Below are 21,004 nucleotides of genomic sequence, written 5' to 3' on the forward strand. Positions count from 1 at the left end.
AAATCCAGTATAAATGATATTACACGGGTCTAGAAGCGAATGCAAGTGATGATACTCACAGCATTACGCTTGGACCGGTTCGATAATCTCACGGTCACTTAAAGTGGCCATGATGTAGTGGAATTGTTCCAAGTAAGCTGCTGATTTTTCCATCTTAAAAATATTGACTTCGCGCATGCCATTAGCAGCTAGCGCGGCAAACTTAAAGCCGTTCAGATCCGAATTAACCGTTACTTTTAACTCGACTGCAGCATTGTATGGAGAACTTGGATCAAGTGACCGTTTTAAGATGAAATTGCCATTTTTAGTTTCCTGGAAGCCAACGTCTTTCAGTGAAAATTTTTTAATTTGCTGACTAATTGTGTAAGCTTGTTGATCACCTAAAAGTTTGGTTGTTTTATCAAATGCCATGTTAGTTCACCTCACTGCGCGCTTTTACCCGCGAGACAATTTTTGCAATGTTATCGACCAGTGCTTCAACGTCGTCTTCCGTAGTATACCGACCAAAACTAATTCGAATTGATTCAGATATCCGTGGACTATCTGAACCAAACATCGCGGTCAACACGTGGCTTGGTTCAATTGAACCAGCGGTACATGCAGAACCACCGGAAACCGCAATTCCTGCCAAATCAAGATTGGTTTGCATCACGTACGTTGAAACGCCTTTGATCCAAATGTTAAGCACGTGCTGCAGGTTATCTGCCTTTAACGACCCATTGACGGCAAACGGCACGCCCTTTTGCGTTAGACCATCAATGATCTGTTGCTTGTATTGCGCATACTTATCCTGACGATGGACTTTTTCTTCAGGCGTAATTGTCTGAACAGCTGCTGCAAAGCCGGCGATACCCGGAATGTTTTCTGTCCCGGCTCGACGTTTTTCTTCTTGGTCACCGCCCTTTAGGAAGCTTGGAAAGTTCACGCCAGTTCGCCGGTACAAAAAGCCGACCATTTTTGGCCCGTTAATTTTATGGGCAGACGTTGACAGCATATCGATATGGTCACGTTTAACATCAATATCTAATAAGCCATACGCCTGAACAGCATCCGTATGGAACCAAGCTTGATGATCCTTGAGAATTTCACCAATTTCATGAATTGGCATCCGACTCCCAACCTCATTATTGCCCATCATAATTGTCACTAAGATGGTATCATCACGCAGCGCGTCCTTAAAATCAGCCAAACTAATCTCGCCAGTTTCATCAACTGGAAGATAGGTGACTTCAAACCCCAACGTTTCGAGGTAGTGAAGTGGTTTTAGGATGGCTTCGTGTTCAATTGCCGTGGTAATAATATGTTTACCCAATGATTGTCTTGATAACGCCGTTTGAATCACTGCGGTGTTATCACTTTCGGTCCCACCACTGGTAAAAATAATCTCGTCGTCATCGGCATTTAAACTCTGCGCAATCGTGTGCCGACTATTTTCCAAGATTGTATGTGCCTCACGACCTAAGCCATACAACGTCGATGCATTACCGTAAACGTTTTGCAACTTGTCCGTCATCTCAGCCAATACTTCACTTGAGATTGGGGTTGTTGCAGCGTTGTCTAAATAGATTTCTTTCACTTTTCTAACTCCTTGTTTACAACCTTATGCAGCAAATAACGCCAATAACATTTGTGCGGAACGTTTACCTGCCTCGATAATAAAGTCGTCAAAACTGACACCGGCATTCTCATCGCCAACGTCGGACATGGCGCGAACTACCACGTATGGGGTCTTGAATTGATGCGCAACTTGTCCGACCGCGGCGCCTTCCATTTCACTTGAAAGTGCATCAGGAAAATGCGCTAAAATTGCGTCAACCGCCTCTGAGCTGGCAATGAACTGGTCACCAGACACAATCAATCCTTTTTTGACCGTCAGTCCAGTGCTTTTGGCAGCCTGCTCAATTCGGTCAACCCACTTAAGATCGGCATCAAATCGAGCTGGTTGACCAGGTAATTGACCGTAAACGTAATCAAACGCACGCGCATCCACGTCATGGTAGGCCGTTTGCGTCGACAACACAACGTCACCAACGTGTAAGCCTTCACCAATTCCACCTGCTGAACCAGAATTGATCACCACATCCACCTTGAATTGCGTGATCAATAAGGCCGTCGTTAATCCTGCTTGCACCTTACCAATACCAGAACGGACTAAAACGACTTCCGCACCGCTAATGGTGCCCTCGTAAAAAGAAACACCTGAAATATTAGTTTCTTTAGGTTGTTGCAACGCCCGATGCAGGGTTTCAATCTCTTCATCCATGGCACATAAAATACCGTACTTCATTCAATTGTCCTCACTTCATAATTCAGATTAGTTAAAATTCAACAAAAAATAAAATCAAAAAAACAATAATAATCCCAGCGCTCAGCCCAAAAATCGTCCAATTTAAACGGTACTTTAAGCGGGCTATTTTAGCTTCAGTCAGGCTGGTTTGAGTCGCCTCATCGTACGTCGGCTCACTGTGTTGTTTTGCATAACGCTTTTCAGCTCTAAGTCGCTGTTTATCGCGCTTATCAAAGTCGACCTGTTCTTGCCGTTGTTGTTGTCGATAAGCGGATCGACTTAATGGTTGATCTCGTTCATCGGTTGGTTGTTGATCATCGTGTAATGCGATATTGGTCACCTACTTTTGCAATTGTAAAATTTCGAATTGCCAAACAGCCATGATGGTCTTAGCATCCGCAATTTCGCCGGCAGCAATCATGTTTTTAAGTTCGTCTAAGGAATATGCTTTAATATCAAGGTTTTCACCCTGATCTCGTGGCAGAGCCCGATCGACCGGCGTTAAATCAGTCGCTAAATAGAGGGTCATATACTCATCTGAAAACCCAACTGAGGAATAAAAGCCGGCCAATTTGGTTAAGTGATCCGTTTTCAACCGAATTTCTTCGTTAAGTTCACGCATGGCTGCGTGTGCCGGATCATTTTGATCACGTTCGTCTAGCTTTCCCGCCGGTATTTCTAATGTAGTCGCAGCAATTGGCGCGCGCCACTGCTTAACTAAGATCATCTTTTGATCATCAGTGATTGCCAACACGGCCACCGCTCCTGAATGGTGCACAATATCCCGATGGGCCGTTTCACCGTTTGGTAACTTCACCGTTTGGCGTTCAACATTAATAATGGCGCCATCATAAATTGGTTCATGACCAATAACCTTCTCTTCTAACGTCATGATTGGCCTCCCATCTCCATTAGTCGTCAGTTGATGTTGAAGCTGTTTCATTGATTGCTCGAACACGTGCAGCTTGTGGCCCCTTTTGGCCTTCAACAATCACAAACTGCACTTTTTGACCAGGTGTTAATTTTTTAAAACCCGCCATTTCGATACCAGTATAATGGACAAACACTTTTTCACCCGCTTCAGATTTAATAAAGCCAAAGCCGTTTTGTTCATTGTATCGTTCTACCGTTCCCTTTATCACGTTCTCACCTCAGTCATTAAAAAAAGTAGGTTCAAAACCGTCGTTTCGAACCTACTTTACATTTGGTTAGTTACGACAATCAAGCACTATTATAAAAATACTCAATCATCATTTTAAACTAGCTTGGTACGTTAAATCAAGTTGCACGCAACGTGTCACCGATTTAAGACCAAAATTTAAGCTTCGTAGTCCTCAAATTCACTGTCGACCGTTTCCGGGAAGTTTTCGCGAACAATCTTCGCACAACGACCGCAGAAGTGAGGGTAAGCTGAATCTTCACCCACGTCCTCACGGGTCATCCGGCAACGATCACAAACTTCACCATCAGCTTTAGCAACGGTAACTGCAACACCATCGTTGTAGTTTTCAGCTTCAGCTGGTGCGTCATTCAACGATGCCGTGGCTAGGCCTGAAACCATCAGAACTTGACGAACATCAGTATTCAAACTGTTTAATAGTTCGTCATGTTTATCATCAAGATAAAGCCCCAACTTGGCTTCAGAAGCCTTACCAATTAGTTTTTGGTCACGCGCTTCTTCAAGTGATTTCAAGACGTCACTTCTCATGGCCATGAAAGCATCCCAGTTTGCAACCAGTTGTGCTTCACCTTCGAAGTGTTCAGCCGCTGGCATTTCAGCTAATTGAACGTAATCTTCAGTTTCCTTGAGGAATGGCCAAATTTCTTCAGTTGTATGTGGCAAAATTGGGGTTAAAAGCTTCGTTAAACCAACCGCAATCGTATACAAGACCGTTTGCATCGAGCGCCGTGAATGACTATCTTGGGCATCGATGTATAAAATATCCTTGGCAAAGTCCAAGTAGAACGCTGACAAGTCAGAAATCACAAAGTTCATTAATTCCTTGTAGATATCCAAGAAATCATATTGATCGTAGTGGCCCTTCACGCTTTCAACGAATTGGTTAAACTGAGCAAGCATGTACTTATCAGCGGATGCCAAATCGTCTACAGGCACGGCGTTAGTCTTGGGGTCAAAGTCACTTGTGTTGGCAAGCATATAACGCATCGTGTTACGAATCTTTTTGTATGAGTCTGAAATCTTGGTAAAGGCTTCGATTGAAACACGAACGTCCGCACTACTATCAACGGAAGCAACCCACAACCGGACGATTTCGGCCCCCATTTGCTTAATGACCTCTGCTGGCGCAATGGTGTTGCCCAACGACTTACTCATCTTGTGGCCCTCACCATCAAGTGTGAAGCCTTGTGAAACGACGCTCTTGTAAGGGGCGTGGCCTGAAACAGCAACACTAGTGATCAAACTAGAGTTAAACCAGCCACGATACTGGTCAGAGCCTTCAAGGTACATATCGGCTGGATACTCAAGTTCAGGACGTTCAACCAAGACCCCTTGGTGAGAAGAACCTGAATCAAACCAAACATCCATGATGTCGGTCTCTTTGGTGAATTGACCGTTTGGTGAATGTGGTGAGGTAAAACCATCTGGTAATAAATCCTTGGCTTCACGATCAAACCAAACGTCTGAACCGTACTTCTCAAACAATTGGGCAACGTGTTCGATTGTTTCTGGTGTAATAATTGCTTCACCATCTTCACCGTAGAAGATTGGCAGCGGTACACCCCAAACCCGTTGACGTGAGATCACCCAGTCGCCACGGTCACGAATCATGTTGTGGAGGCGCTTTTTGCCCCATGATGGATAGAACGTAACATCGTCAATGGCTGCTAAAATTTCATCACGCATCTTATCAACAGAAGCAAACCATTGTGGAGTGGCCCGGAAAATAACCGGTTTTTTAGTGCGCCAGTCAAATGGATAACTATGCTCGTAAGGCATGTAATCCAACAACAGGCCGGCCGCCTTCAGCTTGTCCAATGAAATTTGGTTGGCATCATCATAAAAGACGCCTTCAAAATCTGGACCGGCTTCACTGGTCATATAACCCTTATCGTCAACAGGTACTAAAATGTCCAAACCATACTTTTGACCAACGTAAAAGTCATCTTCACCAAAACCTGGCGCGGTATGAACAAGACCCGTCCCAGCATCCAAGGTCACAAAGTCACCAAGCATTGTGACTAATTGACGGTCTGGATAAAATGGATGTTGCGTCAACACGTTTTCTAATTCTTGACCCTTCACCGTCTTTAAAGTTTGGACGTCTTCCCAACCAAACTTTTCGGCACAATCAGCAACCAATTCAGTTGCTAAAACAAACTTACGATCATCACCTTTTGGTTGGACAACTGAATAGTTAAACCCGGCATCAATCGTGATCCCTTCGGAAGCTGGAATCGTCCATGGTGTGGTAGTCCAGACCACCATGTATGTAGAGCCATTTTCCAAAACACCCTTACCATCAACCACTTGTTCACCATAAAAAGCGGATGGTGAGGTCACATCATGGTATTCAACTTCGGCTTCAGCCATTGCCGATTCAGATGACCATGACCAAAAGACGGGCTTCTTACCCTTAAAAATCAAGCCGCGTTTGGCAAAAGCACCAAATACCCGTACTTCTTGGGCTTCGAATTCTGGCTTCAGGGTCAAATATGGGTTGTCCCAGTCACCTGCGACACCTAAGCGCTTGAATTCTTCACGTTGTCGGTCAACTTGTTCTAACGCATATTGACGACAAAGCTTACGGAATTCAGTGGTGGACATTTTCTTACGGTCATACCCCTGCTGTGTGAGCTTTTGTTCGATTGGTAAACCATGGGTGTCCCAACCAGGGACGTAAGGGGCGCGAAAACCGTTCATTGACTTGTATCGAACGATAAAGTCCTTTGAAATTTTGTTTAACGCGTGGCCCATATGGATGTCACCATTCGCATATGGTGGGCCATCATGTAAGATAAACGTTGGTTTACCTTCGTTCAATTTTTGTCTTAATTGATACACATCGTTATCAGCCCAAGCCTTTTGACGTTCAGCTTCTTTGACTGGTAAGTTACCGCGCATCTTAAACTTAGTTTTGCCTAAGTTTAACGTGTCTTTTACCCGCATTTGGGTCCCTCCTTGATTTTTGACTGGTACAAAAAAAGACCTCATCTCAAGGGACGAAGTCTTCGTGGTACCACCCAATTTTAAAATAAACATACTTATCATAACCGATAACGGTGTCGAACCGGCCCGCCCTACATCTCGAACGAACAGCTGAAAGATGATCTGAAATGTGACAGTGGTTACCAGCTTCTCACCAAATCGCTGGCTCTCTAAAACGTCTCACAAGTCTTTCTATTCTCTCTACGCTTAAATTATTGAGTAGCTGACTACTTTTTCTCGTCATCGGGGAAAATAACGACAGTTTCCATGGTTTGATCATGGTCCGGATCAACGGGTTGATCTGCGTCGTAAATCTCCTTAGCGGGTTGATCTTCATCAGTTACTTGTGATTCTGAGTTTACGCCATCATCATTCTCATTGTCAAGCTTGTTTTCCTCAATTGCCTTTTGAATCTCGGCATATGTGGAAGTACCGTCGTCCTTTAAGAGGTTGTTCCAATTATCACTCTTAATTTCTTCTAACTGGCTTTCAAGCATAACTTGTAAACGTTGACGAAAGACCCGCGTGCTCTTCTTAAGATCATCCGTTTCAACGGCAAGGTTTTGAGCCCGTTTAGAAGCTTCTTGAATCAGCTGGTTAGCCTTTTTGGTGGCTTCACTGATCGTGTCGTTGGCTTGCTTTTGGGCCTCACGGTTAATGATTTCAGCTTCTTTTTGAGAGTTAGCACGAACTTTATCCGCAGCCTCTTGCGCAACAATAATTGATTGGTTCAAAGAATCCTTCAGGTCGTTAAAATACTTGAGTTTTTCTTCATCAGCTGCCAATTGATCCGTCAGCGTCTTGTTTTGATCTAAGGTAATTTGATAATCCTTGATGATCTGTTCAAGAAAATCGTTAACCTCATCAACGTTGTATCCCCGTAACTTTGATGAAAACTCTTTATTATGAATATCCAGTGGGCTAAGTACCATAGCTCGTTCCTCCCCATTTACACTATTTGTGTAAGACTGACAGCGTGACTTTTAACTTATCCTTCTTGGTCACACCGTTGACACTTGTTAAACGTACCCGGCCGAAACCGCGTACGGAAATCACATCCTGAAAGGCTAATTGATAGTCCGGTCGCTCAAAAACGTTCCAGTTAAGCTGAATCCGACCAGCTTCAATTAGTTCCTTGGCGTGGTGTCTTGAAAGATGAAATCCAGTTGCCACCACGTTGTCGAGCCGCGTAGAAGAAAGTGTGGTACTCTCTTCTTCCCAGGCGTTGAGGGGAAAAAGATGTTCGTCTAAATCAATTGTCTTTAAACGCACCTTAATTTTGCCCATCCGATCCACCTGTGAAGCAATATAGCGGCTCATATCTTCAGTGGTAAAAACTTGCCACCTGATGCCATCGGTAATGATATCGCCGAGGACTTCTCGATCTATTCCCGCACCAAGCATGGACCCTAGAATTTGGCCATGTTGAAGATCCGTAAACTTCACTGGATAGTCAACTTCAAATAAATTCAGTTCAAAATCCAAGCTTGCCTCATCAAAATAAGCGGGATAAATCATGCCGCGACACATCTCAGCACCTGGATAACCGCCATTAAAAGCAATCTTCAAATCAGAATCACGGTTAACCAGTGTCGACAAGATATATTGCTGCCGTGGATTTAAAAAGTGGGTTAAAATCGGCCGATATTCATCACTGGCCTGTTGGATAAAACCCGTGGCACTTTCAACAAACGGTGCTTCTTCACCGCGAAAATGCTGCGTGATGTGATCAGCCAACGTCAACTCCTCCTACATAACACCCATGAGGTGAAAAATAATTTGTTCAAGATAAACTAAACCGCTCCGCACAATGCCGAGGACAAAAATTGCAACGACTGGTGCAAAGCCAATCATACCGATTGATGCAAAGTTAAACCAACGTTGAAACGGTTCAACGATGGCACCCAGTAGTTGGCCTAACTTGGTTTGATAGGCGCCTGGGAACCAACTCATTAAAGCGTACACGACAATTGCTAGGATATAAAGATCTAGTAATTTGCCGAGTAACCAAAACACAAAACTAATAAATGCGATCAAAGACTCACTCCTTATTTAAGCTTGTCACCCAAGCTGGCTGACAAATCACCGCTCACCTCAAAGTTTTTGGGGGTGCACAAGAAAATGGCATCGCCCACTCGTTCAATGTCACCATCAATGGCAAACACCGTTCCAGTAAGAAAATCAACAATTCGGCGACCAGTGGCGTCATCAATTCGTGCAAAGTTAACAATTACTGCTTGTTGATTCAGTAACTGACTTGCAATCTCTTGAACGTCAGCATAAAGTCGAGGCTCAAATAACGCAATTTTATTAACCGATGGCCGTGGCGCATTCAATGACACGACCTTATTTGAATCATGGTGTACCCGTCTCGTAGCCGTTTCCGGCTTTTCGGCAACTTGTTCACGTTCATGTTGGGGCGCTTCGGCGTCATTATCATATTCATCAACACCAAAAAATCTGCTCATACTAAACTTACCCATGATTAACGCTCCCTTCTGTCGGATGGCTCGTTACCATACTTGCTTAGTCGTTTTTACGACGGTGTTTGAAAAACGGTGGTGTATCAAGCCCTGAATCATCACTGGTTTGATTAGCTGAATCATCGTCGTTGTTAAAGACACTGAAATCTGGTTTTGAAACGCCGTCAAATTCTGTCCGGTCTCGTCGTTCCAGCGGCTTGGCCGGCTGCTCGCCAGTTGTGCCGAAAGTATCAGGCTGATCAATTCGGGTATCTCTGCCAGTTTCTACACTTCGACGTTCTGGTGCCTTACCATCCCTGTTTTTCTTATCGATACCAGTTGCAATAACAGTAACTCGAACCTCATCGCCCAAGTTCTCATCAATTGACGTCCCAAAAATAATGTTAACGTCGCTGGTGGCAGCCTGTGACACGATTTCTGAAGCAGCCTGTGCTTCAAATAATGATAAGTCGGGACCACCCGTAATATTAAGTAAGACTTGTTCGGCACCATCGATTGAAACCTCAAGCAATGGTGATGAGATAGCTTTCTTGGTGGCATCTTCTGTCCGGTTTTCGCCATTAGCAGAACCAATACCCATTAAAGCAGAGCCTTGATCTTGCATCACGGTCTTCACATCGGCGAAATCCAAGTTAACGTAACCAGGACTAGTGATTAAGTCTGAGATACCTTGCACACCTTGACGTAAGACGTTATCGGCTTCTTGGAATGCTTCCATCATCGGCGTCTTCTTGTCAACAATTTCCAAGAGGCGGTTGTTGGCAATGACGATCAACGTATCAACGTTTTCCTTCATTGCGGCCACACCCTCAGCCGCAAACCGTGAACGCTTTGGGCCTTCGAACGTAAATGGTCGGGTCACTACCCCAACCGTTAGTGCGCCTTGTTCCTTAGCTAACTTGGCAACAACAGGTGCAGCACCATTACCAGTACCGCCGCCCATGCCGGCCGTCACGAAAACCATATCTGCACCTGATAGTGCCTCGCTGATTTGTTCTTCGCTTTCTTGAGCAGCCTTCGAACCGATCTCAGGGTTAGACCCAGCACCTAAGCCGCGGGTCAACTTGGGTCCTAACTGAATCTTAGTCTCAGCTTTAGAAGCTTCAAGTGCTTGTACATCAGTGTTTGCAACGATAAACTCGACGCCTTTAACATCTTCTGTAATCATCCGGTTAACGGCATTACCGCCACCACCACCAACACCAATCACTTTAATGTTGGCGCCTCGGTTTTGTGTTGAATCTAACGAAAATTCCATTTCAAATCCCTCCAGTTATCTGGCTAATCAAAGAAATCGCTGAAAAATTTCTTAATCCCTTGACCGCGTTTTTTCGGTTGTTTTGTCCTTGTTTCAGTAGTTCTAGGGCGCTCAGGTGTTGGCTGACTCTCAGCCGGCTGTGGGGCAACTTGTTTGACGACGTGAGTCGCTAACTGTTGGTTACCCGTGACCGCAGACTGGACAAGTAAATCAACTTCACTCATTTTGCCACGGTAGTTGACCAGTGACAGTGCCTGTGTAAATGACGGATGACGTAATCCCATCTGATCCGGAATCGACACACGAACCGTCACGTCAAAAGCCTCTTTGACCAAATCACTAATTCCTGGTAGCGCGGCAACGCCACCTGTCAAAACAATACCACCAGGCAGTGTCAGCGCATTAGTTGCCGCGAGTTGTGCCTTCAGTTTATCAAAAATCTGTAGCAACCTTGCTTCGATAATTTCAGCCAAGTATTGCTCTGAGATATCGGTTGGCCGACTTTGACCAACCACGTCCACTGGAAAAGAATTATCCTCCGAAGCACGTGTTGAATCAGCAAACCCGTAGTTGCGTTTGAGTTTTTCGGCGTTTTCAAGTGACGTGTTTAAGACCACCGAAATATCTTTGGTGATATAGTCGCCACCCTCAGGGTCAACTTCCGCATACTTCAGTCGGTGGTCATGAATCACAGCAGCCGTCGTTTGACCACCGCCAAGATCCAACAACACCGTTCCGAAGTCTTGTTCACCATCGCTAAGGATGCTTAAACCTTGCGCAATCGGACTCACCACGGCGAGTTGCGGGTTGAGCCCCGCTTGTTCTACCGCTTTTTTGGTATTATGTACGATTGTTTTTGGACCAGTAAACAACATGCCGTTCATCTCAAGACGAACACCAACCATTGACCGCGGATCCTTGATACCATCAAAACCATCAACGATAAATTCGTCTGGAACTAAATTAATGATTTCACGCTCCGGCGGTAAGTTTTGAATGATTGCAGCGGCAGCGACGTCACGCACATCTTGATCTGTGATTTCTCTAGCCTGATCACCAATTGCAACCATGCCACTTACTGGTTCAATTTTTAATTTATTAGCCGAGATGCCAACAATCACATCATGAATCTGAATGCTAGCCTTCTCTTCAGCTGTTTTAACAGCCCGTTTAATTGCTTCACTTGCTTTATCAATATCGACGATGACACCACGACTCAAGCCAGCTGAGCGTTCGTTACCAACCCCCAACACGTTGAGTTGTCCCTCTAAATACTCTGCTACGATGACTTTGATTGAGGTTGTCCCGATATCAAGTCCTACATACATGCCTGAAGTATCCATTATTGCAGGAGCCTCCTCTGATTTCGATTTAATGAATTCCCGTAAAAAATAATCCTATTTTACTTTCCAGTTTACCACAAATTGACTGTCATAAAAAAGGCATAATTGCCGACAGATTGCGGAATTAGGCGCTTTCTTGATTTAGTTAAAAACCAACCCCGGATTGCTGGGGGTGTTGACACCGTTTAGAAAGAATATGAATAAGCCCCAACTTCTAAATTAATAATTCCCTTGTGTGTCATTTTGGCGGCGATACTTGGATAATAGGCCATTTTACTGGCAAAAGTGCTCAAACTGGCGTAGACCTCGTTGCCGTCATTCATATACAGATGGACCCGTCCAGGATTGGCTTTCGTTGGTGAAAATTGAATTTCTGAGATGCCCGTCTGGATGTTTTGTGATAGTTTGGCGTACTGGCGAATCATTTTAGCCAACTGTGTCTTGGACTTAAATTTATCGTAAACTGGATAGTTACCGGATGGTTGTTGCTGTTTTTCATTTGAGACAACGCCACTTGTGAGTGCCACCCGGTAATACCCATTAGCTGGTACAAAACCTGCTGTTGGGTATTCTTTAAGTTGGATTGTCAGATGATTCAAGTGTTTGACGCTAAAGCGAATCTGTTGAACCCGAACGTTATCCGACTTGATTTGTTTGGCTAATTTTTGCTCTCGACCTATCACTTTATAGATCGAATCGCCATGGTGCAAACCAGTCATCTTAAGCACTTGTTTTTTGGACATCGCCTGATTGCCGTTGACTGTCACCTGCCCAATATGGCTCAGCGGACTCACAAAATAACCACTGATCAACAAGATTACCACAAAAATTCCAATCAACAGCCCCATTCGTTGGGCTAGTCGGCGTTGTTTTTGCTGTTTCAACCGTGGTAATTTCGCACCGATTCGCTGCACTCGGCCCGGCTTTTTTTGTACCCGTTGTGCTTCTTGAGACTGATACTTTTCCCAAGGCGTTACGGCAACGTGGCGATTTGATTTGTCACGATTGATTTTAAATGGCATCTTGTGATCACTCCTAATTACTTAGCGCTAACTGATTTTAATAACGCCAACATCTCGGTCGCTGCGTGGGGTTTGCCAAGTTTTTTAGCAGCGGCAGCCATTGCTGCACGGGTGTTGTCGTCCGTCATCAACTGGTCAATCGCAGCGGTCAAGGTGGTTGCCGTCAAATCGCTTTCTCGAATCATTAATGCGGCGTTGGCTTTAACGAGACTCTGGGCGTTCTTGGTTTGATGATCAGCAGTCACGTATGGGCTTGGAATCAAAATTGATGGGACACCCAACGCGGTCAATTCAGCCAGTGTCGTTGCACCGGAACGACCGACTACCCCCGCCATCTTCGGCAAGACCTCTGGCATATTACTGATATAAGATTGAATCGAAATATTGTCACTTTCCTCGGTCGCCGCGACTTTGGCCATCACGCTGTCATAACGCTTGGGTCCGGTCACAAAGACCACCTGGTAAGGTCGCTTAGCCAAAGTTGTGAGTGACTCAACCATCACCTGGTTCAACTTTAGGGCGCCTTGCGAACCCCCGACAACCAACACAGTGGGTACATCATCTTTGAGGCCCAACGTCGTCAGGCTAAAATGACTTTCGATGTTGGCCACTTCTTGGGCTCGAGGATTCCCGGTCATGACCACTTTATTTTCTGGAAACTGCGATCGAGCCGCTTCGAAATTGATCGCGATTTTATCGACATAGCGACTTAAGAACTTATTGGTCATACCTACCACACTGTTTTGCTCGTGGATAACCGTTGGAACGTGTAACTTAGCCGCAGCGTATAAAACCGCCCCAGAAACATAGCCGCCAGTGCCTAACACAACGTCTGGCTTAAATTGACGAACAAGCTTCTTCGCTTCGTGAACGGCTTTCAAAAACAGGTAGACTGTTTTGAAATTCTCTAACGACAATGAACGTTTAAACCCCTGAATCGTCATGGCTTCAAATGCGATTCCCTGTTTTGGTACGATGGTACTTTCAATTCCTCGGTGTGAACCGACATATAGCACTTCGGCATCCGGATCCTGGCGCTTTAATTCATTAATCACGGCAAGAGCGGGATAGATGTGGCCACCCGTTCCACCGCCAGAAACCATTAATCGCATTAGAGTTCCTCCTTTTTACCGGTTAAATCTTCTACGGCTTTAATAAATCGGTCGCCACGATCCTCAAAATTCGGGTATTGATCCCAACTTGCATTGGCAGGCGACAGCAAAATCACATCGCCCGGGGCACTAAGTTGATACGCTTCTGCCACCCCTGACTCTGCATTTCCACTAAAATGAATCTCAGTAATTCCCGCCGCCTTGGCTGCATCGGCCAACAGGTGTTTGGTTTCACCGAATAAAACGATCCCCTTAACGTGGTCCTTGAAGAACGGCACTAGTCGCTCAAAAGTGTAACCACGATCAAGACCACCCGCAAGCAAAACAACGGGTTGCTTGAAGCCCTTTAACGCCATTTCAGTGGCTTCAATATCAGTCGCTTTTGAATCATTATAAAAAATTCGGCCTTCACTGGTTAGCACATATTGCGTCCGATGGCGAACACCACCAAAAGTCGTTAAGACGTGCTTGATTGCATCGTTAGAACGGCCCTCAATCTTGGCAACGGCAATCGCAGCCAACGCGTTTTCAACGTTGTGTTCTCCTGGCACTTTGATCTCACTGGCCTTCATGATAGCTTGGTCTTGATAATATAACGTGCCTTCAGAAACGTAGGCACCTTCCTTGGTTTTGCCCAACCGTGAAAAAGGCACAACTTTAGCCTGACTTTGTTGACTTAATTCAACCAGTTCGTCACTATCGAAGTTCACCACGAAGTAGTCATCAGCGGTTTGGTTGGCCGTGATTCGCATTTTAGCCTTGACGTAGTTTGCACGCGTCTTGTGATAATCCAAGTGGTTCGCAAAAATATTGGTTAAAACAGCAATGTGCGGGTGAAATGACGTGGTCCCTAATAGCATGAAGCTGGAAACTTCCATCACAAGTGTATCGTCTTCAGTCAGTGATTGGGCAACTGAGGACGCGGGTACACCAATATTACCTGCGTAGGCACTTTTACCACTGTGACGTTCTTGATTCATCATTTTAGTAATCATGGTTGTCGTCGTGGTTTTACCGTTACTGCCAGTAACCGCAATTAACTCGGCCTCAGAGACTTCACTCGCCAATTCAATTTCTGAGATGATTGGCAGCTGTTGATCAACTGCTGCTTTAATCAACGGCACATCATATGGGATACCAGGATTCTTAACCATTAAGTCAAACCCAGCGTCAAGCTGAGATGGTGATTGTTCACCGGTCAGCACAGTATAGCCACCTTCAGCCTCCAGGGCCTGTGCCTCTGTATTATCGGCCAATGGTTGCTGATCTGATACCGTTACAATTGCGCCTAATTTTTTTAACAGTCGTGCCGCATTCAAACCACTCTTTGCTAACCCAACTACAATGACACGTTTACCTTCATACGTCTTGATACGCTTCATTACTTTGTCGCCCGCCTATTTATATTATTGTTTAACTTATATTTACCACATGGTCCAAATGCCGGTTAAAGCCGTAATGGCACCCACACCCCAAAACGTGAGGTCGATGCGCCATTCACTCCAACCCTTCATTTCAAAATGATGATGGATAGGTGACATTAAAAAGATCCGCTTGCCCGTTAACTTAAACGACAAGACTTGCAAAATCACACTGGCCGTCTCAATCACGTAGATTAAACCGATCCACAATAGTGATACTTCATGGTGCAAAAGGATTGAAACTGCAGCCAACGCGCCGCCTAAGGCAAGTGAGCCCATGTCACCCATGAAGATTTTGGCTGGTTTATGGTTATAAACCAGAAACGCAAGTAGGCCACCAACCACCGCAAAACAGAAAACGGCCACGTCAAACTGGTGTTGATGAAGTGCAATGATACCGTATGCAACGTAAGAAATCGAACCTAACCCGGCGACTAATCCATCCAAACCATCAGTTAAATTGACGGCGTTTGAAAAACCGACAAGCCAAAATAAGATAAATAAGAAATACCCAAAACCAAGGTTAATCGGTGCCAGACCAGGGATTTTAAGGATTAATGGTAAACCCTCGTGAAGATATACAGCAAAAAAGACTGCACCACCAACAATTTGACCCAATAACTTTTGCCAAGCCTTTAAACCCTCATTTTGACGTCGGAACAGCTTGATTGAGTCGTCCCACATCCCTAGTAGACCGTACAAAATCAAAATGAACAACAGAATCATCGTTACGGGTGTCAATTGACCAAACGCCAACCCAGCCACCAAAGTCGCAATGATAATGGCGATGATAAACATTAAGCCACCCATTGTTGGCGTACCAGACTTCTTTTCGTGCCATGACGGTCCTTCCTCTCGAATCATTTGGCCTTCGTGTTTCGCCCGAAAATAGCGAATCAACGCCGGCATACATAACACCGTTATTAAACAACTCACTGCAAACGATAAAACTGAACTCATGACTTTCTCCTCTTTTGCCCTTAAAATGGCGTTACTTTAAATTGATCGATAATGTATCCGTTTCGCTAACCTGCTTGCCAGCGGCAATGCTTTGTTTAGTCACATACCCGTTACCGTTTGTCTTAACTTTAAAGCCAAGTAATTGGCTCAAACGTAACACATCACTTGAAGACCACCCAATTAAATTCGGCATCCGTGGCGTTCCACTTGAAATTAAGAAGACCCGTTGATTTTTCATGACAACTTGACCAGAAAGTGGTGACTGTTTCAGTACCCGATTACCGGAACCAATCGTCGTGACTCGGTATCCCTTGTTCGTTAAATCATTTTTGGCACTTGAAACCGACCGATTAACGTAGGATAACATCTTGGTTGATTCACCGGTCGTCGTAGTTGAACTATCTTCAGCTAAGGCGCGTTTCATCACTGGTTTAAAGACATCTGCAAGTAACTGGGTTGCCGTTTGCGTACCAGGTAGCGTTGGTTGTTTCATTGTGATGTACATGATGTACTTAGGGTTCTTAGCGGGCGCCATGGCAGCAACTGAGTACAAATAACTATCATCGCCACTCATATAGCCCGACTTACCATTGCTGACTTGAGCAGTCCCAGTCTTGGCCGCAATTCGGACACCCTTGATTTTATAATCCGACCCGATACCGTACTTCTTATACACCACGTCTTCCATGTGTTGACGAACAAGCTTAGCTGTTTTAGCCGAAACCGGTTGGCCAATCACTTTTTTGCTGTTTGATTCAATTGTTTTCCCAGTGTTTGGATCAACAACTTTACGAATCAGATACGGCTTTAACATTTTACCATTATTACCAATGGCAGATAAAGCCTGCATCATCTGCATGGCAGTGACTTGAATCCCTTGACCAAACGCCGTGTCAGCCTGTTCAATCGTATGGCTAAAGGCCATACTGCCACTTTGTTCACCTGGTAAACCGAAATGAGTTGATTGTAAAAATTTAAATTTCTTAATATATTGACGCCAAGTTTTGGCACCCATTTGTTGTTCCAAGTGGGCCATGGCAACGTTACTTGAAAGGGCAAACCCTTTGTTGTAAGTAATCGTCCCCCAACCACTGGTATTCCAATCGGGCACGATTCGACCGCCAACCTCGTAACGTCCTGATTGATAAGTGGCGTTGCCGTTATAATTGCCACTATCAATTGAGGCGGCCATCGTAAAGACCTTCATCGTTGAACCGGGTTCGTAAGCATCTTGTAACAATGTATTACGCCAGACTGAATTAAGGCCCTTACCCGTCTGTGGGTTAAAGGTGGGCCTTTGAGTAGCAGCCACAATTGCACCCGTTTTGGCATTCATTAAAACTGCATTGATCGATTTTGCGTGCGTCTTACCATATAAACTCGTCATTTGGGTTTCAAGCAATGTTTGAAGCCGATTATCGATGGTCGTATAAACGTTATCACCGTTTTTAACTTTCTTGGCCTTTTGCTTGGTCGATGGAATTTGGTAACCATTATTATCCTGACTGATTTTTTTGAAACCATTGGTCCCTTTTAACAAATCGTTAAAAGCACCTTCGATACCCATTGTACCAACCAGTTGTCCTTTTGACGTAGCAGTGACGTTACCAATCAAGTGTGATGCAAACACGCCGTTAGGATACAACCGGGCCTGCTGTTGTACGAAGTTAAGGCCAGTTAAATGAGCAGCCTCAATTTTTTTCTTGGTTGTTAATGAAATATTAGTCCCAGCATAGCCGAATTCCACTTGGAAGGCGTTTTTTGTACTAGGATTCAAATAGGCCAGTACCTTTTTACGACTAATTGGTAAATACTTGGCTAAAACGGTGGCCGTTTTTTCCTTATCTCGAACATATAATGGCTTACCCGCCAGACTCTTTTGGGTTTTATCTAACACTGCGTATAGCGAATAAGTGCTGGTATCCTCAGCAATTGGTTGATTAGAAGCGTCGTAAATCGTCCCACGCTGCGCTTTAATGGTCTGGGTTGCCGTATAAAGTTTTTTGGCCTGTGCACTCAAATTGACACTATGCACATTTTTGCCAATCGCGATATAAGAAAAACGACCAATGAATAGTACAAGCCCAATCGTAAAGATCAACAACAGTATCCGACCAAAGACCCGTTGATTACGTTGTGCTTGTTGACTAGTCACCGTTCGTTTAGGTGATTGTTTCATTTATTCACATTCCTTATTTTACTGTTCGAAAGCGTCATGCCATTTTGTTTTGCAATTTTTTCTAACCGTGAACGATTCAACAACTCACTGATTGTTTGTCGGTCACTTGTGTTACGATTTTCGAAACTCGTGATTTTAGTATTCACGTCTTGCAAGCGTTGCTGAGCCGTACTGACGCTATTGCTAGCGCTCACAACTGCCAGCATCAAACCGAGCACGATCATTCCCCCAACCGACAATAAACATTTTTCAAATTTAGAAAGCGACAATCGCTTAGAAACACTGACAGTTTGTGTTGCCTGTTTATGTAGTGGTACTGTCCGTTGCTCCGGCGCCGATTCAGGTTGAAGTTGCGTTGCTAAACTATTTTGAGCCATACGTCATCATCATCCTATCCCTTAATATTTTACTATACTTACTTCCGTTCAATCACACGAAGTTTTGCGCTGTGTGCCCGATGATTATCAACCAACTCTTCCTCATTCGGTAAAATGGGTTTTCTGGTAATCAGTTTAAAATCAGGCTGTAATTCATCTGGCACAACTGGTAACCCAGCCGGTAAATCTGGCAGGCTACTTTGTTCTTTAAACATCGTTTTGACTAACCGATCCTCCAAAGATTGGAACGTAATCACGCAAATCCTTCCCCCAGGATTTAAAAGTGTCAGCGCTTGTTCCAACGAATCCTCTAATGCTGAAAGTTCATCATTAACGGCAATTCGAATTGCCTGAAAAACTTTTTTGGCGGGGTGACCACCATGTCGTCTAGCGGCAGCTGGAATAGCGGCCTTGATGACATCAACCAGTTGACCAGTTGTTTCAATTGGTTGTGTCTGTCGAACCGCTTCAATTCGCCGAGCAATTTGTTTGGCGAACTTTTCTTCACCGTACCGGTAGAAGATTCGTACCAGCTCTTGATAAGACCACTCGTTCACAACCGTTTGTGCCGTGAGTGACTTGGACTGATCCATCCGCATATCCAGTGGTGCATCATATCGGTAACTAAACCCACGAGAAGCATCATCAAACTGGGGTGATGAAACGCCCAAGTCATACAAGATACCGTCAACGCTTGAAACGTTTTGGTCCTGCAACGCTGACTTTAATTCGCGAAAGTTGTTGTGAAGTAGCGTCAATTGGCCAGCTTCAATTTGAGTGGCAAGTCGCTCCTGATTATAAGCAATAGCTGTTTGATCTTGATCAAATGCATATAAATGACCGTTTGCTAATTCCGTCAAGATTTTAGACGTATGACCACCGCCACCTAACGTGCAGTCAACGTAAGTGCCATCAGATTGCACATTAAGTGCTTTAACGGCCTCGTTTAATAAAACTGTTGTATGATGAAACGCTGTCATAGTCTACTCCTCTACCTTACAAATCAAAGTCAATCAAGTTTTCAGCAATGTCGTCAAAGTTCTCCTCAGCTTTTTGCGCAAAGGATTGCCAACGCGCCTGACTCCAAATTTCAAATCGGTCAGATACGCCGACGATCACACACTGTTTATCAAGTTCCGCATGAGCGATCAACGGTTGGGGCAGATTAACCCGCCCCTGTTTGTCAAGTGAACACTCTGTAGCAGCTGAATAAAAGAAACGAACAAATGCCCGAGCATCCCGCTTATTCAGCGGTAAGGTGCTTAAGCGTTGTTGCATCACTTCCCATTGGGTCATTGGGTAGCCAAACAGGCAGCCATCCATTCCCCGAGTCACGACGAACGTTTCTCCAAGCTGTTCACGAAACTTGGCTGGAATAATTAGCCGCCCCTTGGTGTCGATCGAATGCTCAAATTCTCCCATGAACATCCGGTTCGCCTCCTCATTTCAGCTAATTTACCTAAAGTTTACCACACGCCCCCACTTTCTACCACAACTCCCCAAGCTTTTGTTGCATAAATTTAAAAAAAAACGTCCAAACAAAAGTTTGAACGGGGAAAGGTTGGGATAGCGCGATTAAAAACCACGCCAAATTCAGTTTTTAGTTTCGAATCAATCAAGTGATTTGAGATAAATGGGCGGTGGGGACTAAACCCAAAAATGACGTTTTTATCGGTCACTGATTGGGTTAACCTCTAACCAACCAGCTCACAATCGTCACCACGTACATCACTACCAGTATAATGGTGCTCAAGCGCCAGTAAAATAGCAAAAATCGGTTCCACAGCAATTCGCCGTTGGAGAGCCCCCACCAGAGAGTGACGCCAATTGAAGCCAACATCCATAAACAAATCAGACTGGCGAACCACGGGTCCGGCCAGTTACGTGAGAGCTGCCACATAAACCAGAGACAAAGTATGGGCATCACATCAACCGCCTGCAAATGGTGTCGGCGTTCCTTTGGAATCATTCGTCTGATGGCACTCAATAAGACTAACGCCAACAAGATTATTAAGATTTGGCTTATCAATTGGATCAACACTTACGCCCCTTTAATCAAATGAGTTGTGACAAAAATCAAACCGTCACCTCAAACTCCTGAGAAATTTTACCGCAAACGACTTGTCAAAAGCAAGAAAATTTAGAAACTCGATTGCAATTCGCTACCGTCCACGTTAAACTATTCGAAGTAAACATTTTGAAAAGTGGTGCGAAGACATGCAAAAAAAGAAAAAGTCAACTTTTGAAAAAATCACTATGGTTCTAGTTTGGATCATGATTATTGCAACCCTTGGATCATTGGTTGCCGGTGCCGTCAGTTCACTTGGGATGTTTAACTAACCCATTGATCAATCATTGACGTTGAACCTAATAAGCGCACGTACCGATTTTACT

At 44.6% G+C, this 21,004-nt stretch carries 23 protein-coding genes; 1 reads left to right on the plus strand and 22 read right to left on the minus strand.

Going from position 1 to position 21,004, the window contains the following annotated elements; genetic code table 11:
- Window positions 1-63: 63 nt before the first annotated feature.
- From FD04_RS07990 to FD04_RS08095, 22 genes are all read right to left on the minus strand, one after another.
- Window positions 64-411 (minus strand): DUF1831 domain-containing protein, encoded by a 348-nt coding sequence (locus tag FD04_RS07990; protein WP_056948149.1) that lies wholly within the window; start codon window positions 409-411, stop codon window positions 64-66.
- Between the two features lies 1 nt (window position 412).
- Window positions 413-1,576, minus strand: a complete 1,164-nt coding sequence (locus FD04_RS07995; RefSeq protein WP_054701209.1) for a cysteine desulfurase family protein — start codon at window positions 1,574-1,576, stop codon at window positions 413-415.
- 24 nt (window positions 1,577-1,600) lie between these two features.
- Window positions 1,601-2,287 (minus strand): 5'-methylthioadenosine/adenosylhomocysteine nucleosidase, encoded by a 687-nt coding sequence (locus tag FD04_RS08000; RefSeq protein ID WP_054701212.1) that lies wholly within the window; start codon window positions 2,285-2,287, stop codon window positions 1,601-1,603.
- Between the two features lie 31 nt (window positions 2,288-2,318).
- A complete protein-coding gene (locus tag FD04_RS08005) occupies window positions 2,319-2,627 on the minus strand; it encodes a hypothetical protein (protein WP_056948151.1) in 309 nt (102 codons plus the stop codon).
- A complete protein-coding gene (locus tag FD04_RS08010; protein ID WP_054701218.1) occupies window positions 2,628-3,179 on the minus strand; it encodes an NUDIX hydrolase in 552 nt (183 codons plus the stop codon). It lies immediately after the preceding gene.
- Between the two features lie 19 nt (window positions 3,180-3,198).
- Window positions 3,199-3,426 carry a cold-shock protein gene (locus tag FD04_RS08015; protein WP_476707410.1) on the minus strand — a complete coding sequence of 76 codons (228 nt, stop codon included), beginning with the start codon at window positions 3,424-3,426 and terminating at the stop codon, window positions 3,199-3,201.
- 179 nt (window positions 3,427-3,605) lie between these two features.
- Complete coding sequence (gene ileS, locus FD04_RS08020) at window positions 3,606-6,416, minus strand: isoleucine--tRNA ligase (protein WP_056948156.1); 2,811 nt, start codon at window positions 6,414-6,416, stop codon at window positions 3,606-3,608.
- Between the two features lie 266 nt (window positions 6,417-6,682).
- Window positions 6,683-7,387 (minus strand): DivIVA domain-containing protein, encoded by a 705-nt coding sequence (locus FD04_RS08025; protein ID WP_054701221.1) that lies wholly within the window; start codon window positions 7,385-7,387, stop codon window positions 6,683-6,685.
- A 22-nt stretch (window positions 7,388-7,409) separates the two neighbouring features.
- The gene (locus tag FD04_RS08030) at window positions 7,410-8,192 is read right to left on the minus strand and encodes a YlmH family RNA-binding protein (RefSeq protein ID WP_054701223.1); all 783 of its coding nucleotides are present in this window, start codon (window positions 8,190-8,192) and stop codon (window positions 7,410-7,412) included.
- 12 nt (window positions 8,193-8,204) lie between these two features.
- Window positions 8,205-8,492 carry a YggT family protein gene (locus tag FD04_RS08035; protein WP_268873324.1) on the minus strand — a complete coding sequence of 96 codons (288 nt, stop codon included), beginning with the start codon at window positions 8,490-8,492 and terminating at the stop codon, window positions 8,205-8,207.
- 11 nt (window positions 8,493-8,503) lie between these two features.
- Entirely contained in the window at window positions 8,504-8,941 is a 438-nt protein-coding gene (locus FD04_RS08040; RefSeq protein WP_420806521.1) for a cell division protein SepF, read from the minus strand.
- A 40-nt stretch (window positions 8,942-8,981) separates the two neighbouring features.
- Entirely contained in the window at window positions 8,982-10,196 is a 1,215-nt protein-coding gene (gene ftsZ / locus FD04_RS08045) for a cell division protein FtsZ (protein ID WP_056948160.1), read from the minus strand.
- A 23-nt stretch (window positions 10,197-10,219) separates the two neighbouring features.
- Window positions 10,220-11,539, minus strand: coding sequence for a cell division protein FtsA (gene ftsA, locus FD04_RS08050; protein WP_056948162.1), 1,320 nt, complete (start codon window positions 11,537-11,539; stop codon window positions 10,220-10,222).
- A 185-nt stretch (window positions 11,540-11,724) separates the two neighbouring features.
- Complete coding sequence (locus FD04_RS08055; protein WP_056948164.1) at window positions 11,725-12,561, minus strand: cell division protein FtsQ/DivIB; 837 nt, start codon at window positions 12,559-12,561, stop codon at window positions 11,725-11,727.
- 17 nt (window positions 12,562-12,578) lie between these two features.
- Window positions 12,579-13,673 carry an undecaprenyldiphospho-muramoylpentapeptide beta-N-acetylglucosaminyltransferase gene (murG, locus tag FD04_RS08060; RefSeq protein WP_056948166.1) on the minus strand — a complete coding sequence of 365 codons (1,095 nt, stop codon included), beginning with the start codon at window positions 13,671-13,673 and terminating at the stop codon, window positions 12,579-12,581.
- Window positions 13,673-15,055: a UDP-N-acetylmuramoyl-L-alanine--D-glutamate ligase gene (murD, locus tag FD04_RS08065; protein ID WP_056948168.1), complete on the minus strand. Its 1,383-nt coding sequence runs from the start codon at window positions 15,053-15,055 to the stop codon at window positions 13,673-13,675. Before murD ends, murG begins: the two co-directional genes overlap by 1 nt.
- Window positions 15,056-15,097: 42 nt before the next feature.
- The gene (gene mraY, locus FD04_RS08070) at window positions 15,098-16,054 is read right to left on the minus strand and encodes a phospho-N-acetylmuramoyl-pentapeptide-transferase (protein WP_056948170.1); all 957 of its coding nucleotides are present in this window, start codon (window positions 16,052-16,054) and stop codon (window positions 15,098-15,100) included.
- A 31-nt stretch (window positions 16,055-16,085) separates the two neighbouring features.
- On the minus strand, window positions 16,086-18,233 hold the full coding sequence (locus tag FD04_RS08075) for a penicillin-binding transpeptidase domain-containing protein (RefSeq protein ID WP_056948171.1): 2,148 nt from the start codon (window positions 18,231-18,233) through the stop codon (window positions 16,086-16,088).
- A complete protein-coding gene (ftsL, locus tag FD04_RS08080) occupies window positions 18,230-18,610 on the minus strand; it encodes a cell division protein FtsL (RefSeq protein WP_056948172.1) in 381 nt (126 codons plus the stop codon). The genes FD04_RS08075 and ftsL overlap by 4 nt, the downstream gene beginning before the upstream one ends.
- A 38-nt stretch (window positions 18,611-18,648) precedes the next feature.
- On the minus strand, window positions 18,649-19,590 hold the full coding sequence (gene rsmH / locus FD04_RS08085) for a 16S rRNA (cytosine(1402)-N(4))-methyltransferase RsmH (protein ID WP_056948173.1): 942 nt from the start codon (window positions 19,588-19,590) through the stop codon (window positions 18,649-18,651).
- A 16-nt stretch (window positions 19,591-19,606) separates the two neighbouring features.
- Window positions 19,607-20,038, minus strand: a complete 432-nt coding sequence (gene mraZ / locus FD04_RS08090; protein ID WP_054701244.1) for a division/cell wall cluster transcriptional repressor MraZ — start codon at window positions 20,036-20,038, stop codon at window positions 19,607-19,609.
- A 259-nt stretch (window positions 20,039-20,297) separates the two neighbouring features.
- Window positions 20,298-20,651, minus strand: a complete 354-nt coding sequence (locus tag FD04_RS08095; protein ID WP_082603171.1) for a DUF3397 family protein — start codon at window positions 20,649-20,651, stop codon at window positions 20,298-20,300.
- Between the two features lie 176 nt (window positions 20,652-20,827).
- Between FD04_RS08095 and FD04_RS12345 the strand changes: the two genes are divergently transcribed.
- Window positions 20,828-20,950 (plus strand): DUF4044 domain-containing protein, encoded by a 123-nt coding sequence (locus FD04_RS12345; RefSeq protein WP_082603172.1) that lies wholly within the window; start codon window positions 20,828-20,830, stop codon window positions 20,948-20,950.
- Window positions 20,951-21,004: the final 54 nt, after the last annotated feature.

It is taken from the genome of Secundilactobacillus odoratitofui DSM 19909 = JCM 15043 (genome assembly GCF_001434895.1).
Taxonomy (GTDB): domain Bacteria; phylum Bacillota; class Bacilli; order Lactobacillales; family Lactobacillaceae; genus Secundilactobacillus; species Secundilactobacillus odoratitofui.

Excerpts from the sequence above, each read along its gene's own strand:
- mraZ (WP_054701244.1), bottom strand. The coding sequence starts at position 20,038 with ATGTTCATGGGAGAATTTGAGCATTCGATCGACACCAAGGGGCGGCTA.
- murD (WP_056948168.1), bottom strand. The coding sequence starts at position 15,055 with ATGAAGCGTATCAAGACGTATGAAGGTAAACGTGTCATTGTAGTTGGG.
- FD04_RS08075 (WP_056948171.1), bottom strand. The coding sequence starts at position 18,233 with ATGAAACAATCACCTAAACGAACGGTGACTAGTCAACAAGCACAACGT.
- FD04_RS08010 (WP_054701218.1), bottom strand. The coding sequence starts at position 3,179 with ATGACGTTAGAAGAGAAGGTTATTGGTCATGAACCAATTTATGATGGC.
- FD04_RS08055 (WP_056948164.1), bottom strand. The coding sequence starts at position 12,561 with ATGCCATTTAAAATCAATCGTGACAAATCAAATCGCCACGTTGCCGTA.
- FD04_RS08025 (WP_054701221.1), bottom strand. The coding sequence starts at position 7,387 with ATGGTACTTAGCCCACTGGATATTCATAATAAAGAGTTTTCATCAAAG.
- ftsL (WP_056948172.1), bottom strand. The coding sequence starts at position 18,610 with ATGGCTCAAAATAGTTTAGCAACGCAACTTCAACCTGAATCGGCGCCG.
- FD04_RS07990 (WP_056948149.1), bottom strand. The coding sequence starts at position 411 with ATGGCATTTGATAAAACAACCAAACTTTTAGGTGATCAACAAGCTTAC.
- ftsA (WP_056948162.1), bottom strand. The coding sequence starts at position 11,539 with ATGGATACTTCAGGCATGTATGTAGGACTTGATATCGGGACAACCTCA.
- FD04_RS12345 (WP_082603172.1), top strand. The coding sequence starts at position 20,828 with ATGCAAAAAAAGAAAAAGTCAACTTTTGAAAAAATCACTATGGTTCTA.
- ileS (WP_056948156.1), bottom strand. The coding sequence starts at position 6,416 with ATGCGGGTAAAAGACACGTTAAACTTAGGCAAAACTAAGTTTAAGATG.
- ftsZ (WP_056948160.1), bottom strand. The coding sequence starts at position 10,196 with ATGGAATTTTCGTTAGATTCAACACAAAACCGAGGCGCCAACATTAAA.
- FD04_RS08000 (WP_054701212.1), bottom strand. The coding sequence starts at position 2,287 with ATGAAGTACGGTATTTTATGTGCCATGGATGAAGAGATTGAAACCCTG.
- mraY (WP_056948170.1), bottom strand. The coding sequence starts at position 16,054 with ATGAGTTCAGTTTTATCGTTTGCAGTGAGTTGTTTAATAACGGTGTTA.
- rsmH (WP_056948173.1), bottom strand. The coding sequence starts at position 19,590 with ATGACAGCGTTTCATCATACAACAGTTTTATTAAACGAGGCCGTTAAA.
- murG (WP_056948166.1), bottom strand. The coding sequence starts at position 13,673 with ATGCGATTAATGGTTTCTGGCGGTGGAACGGGTGGCCACATCTATCCC.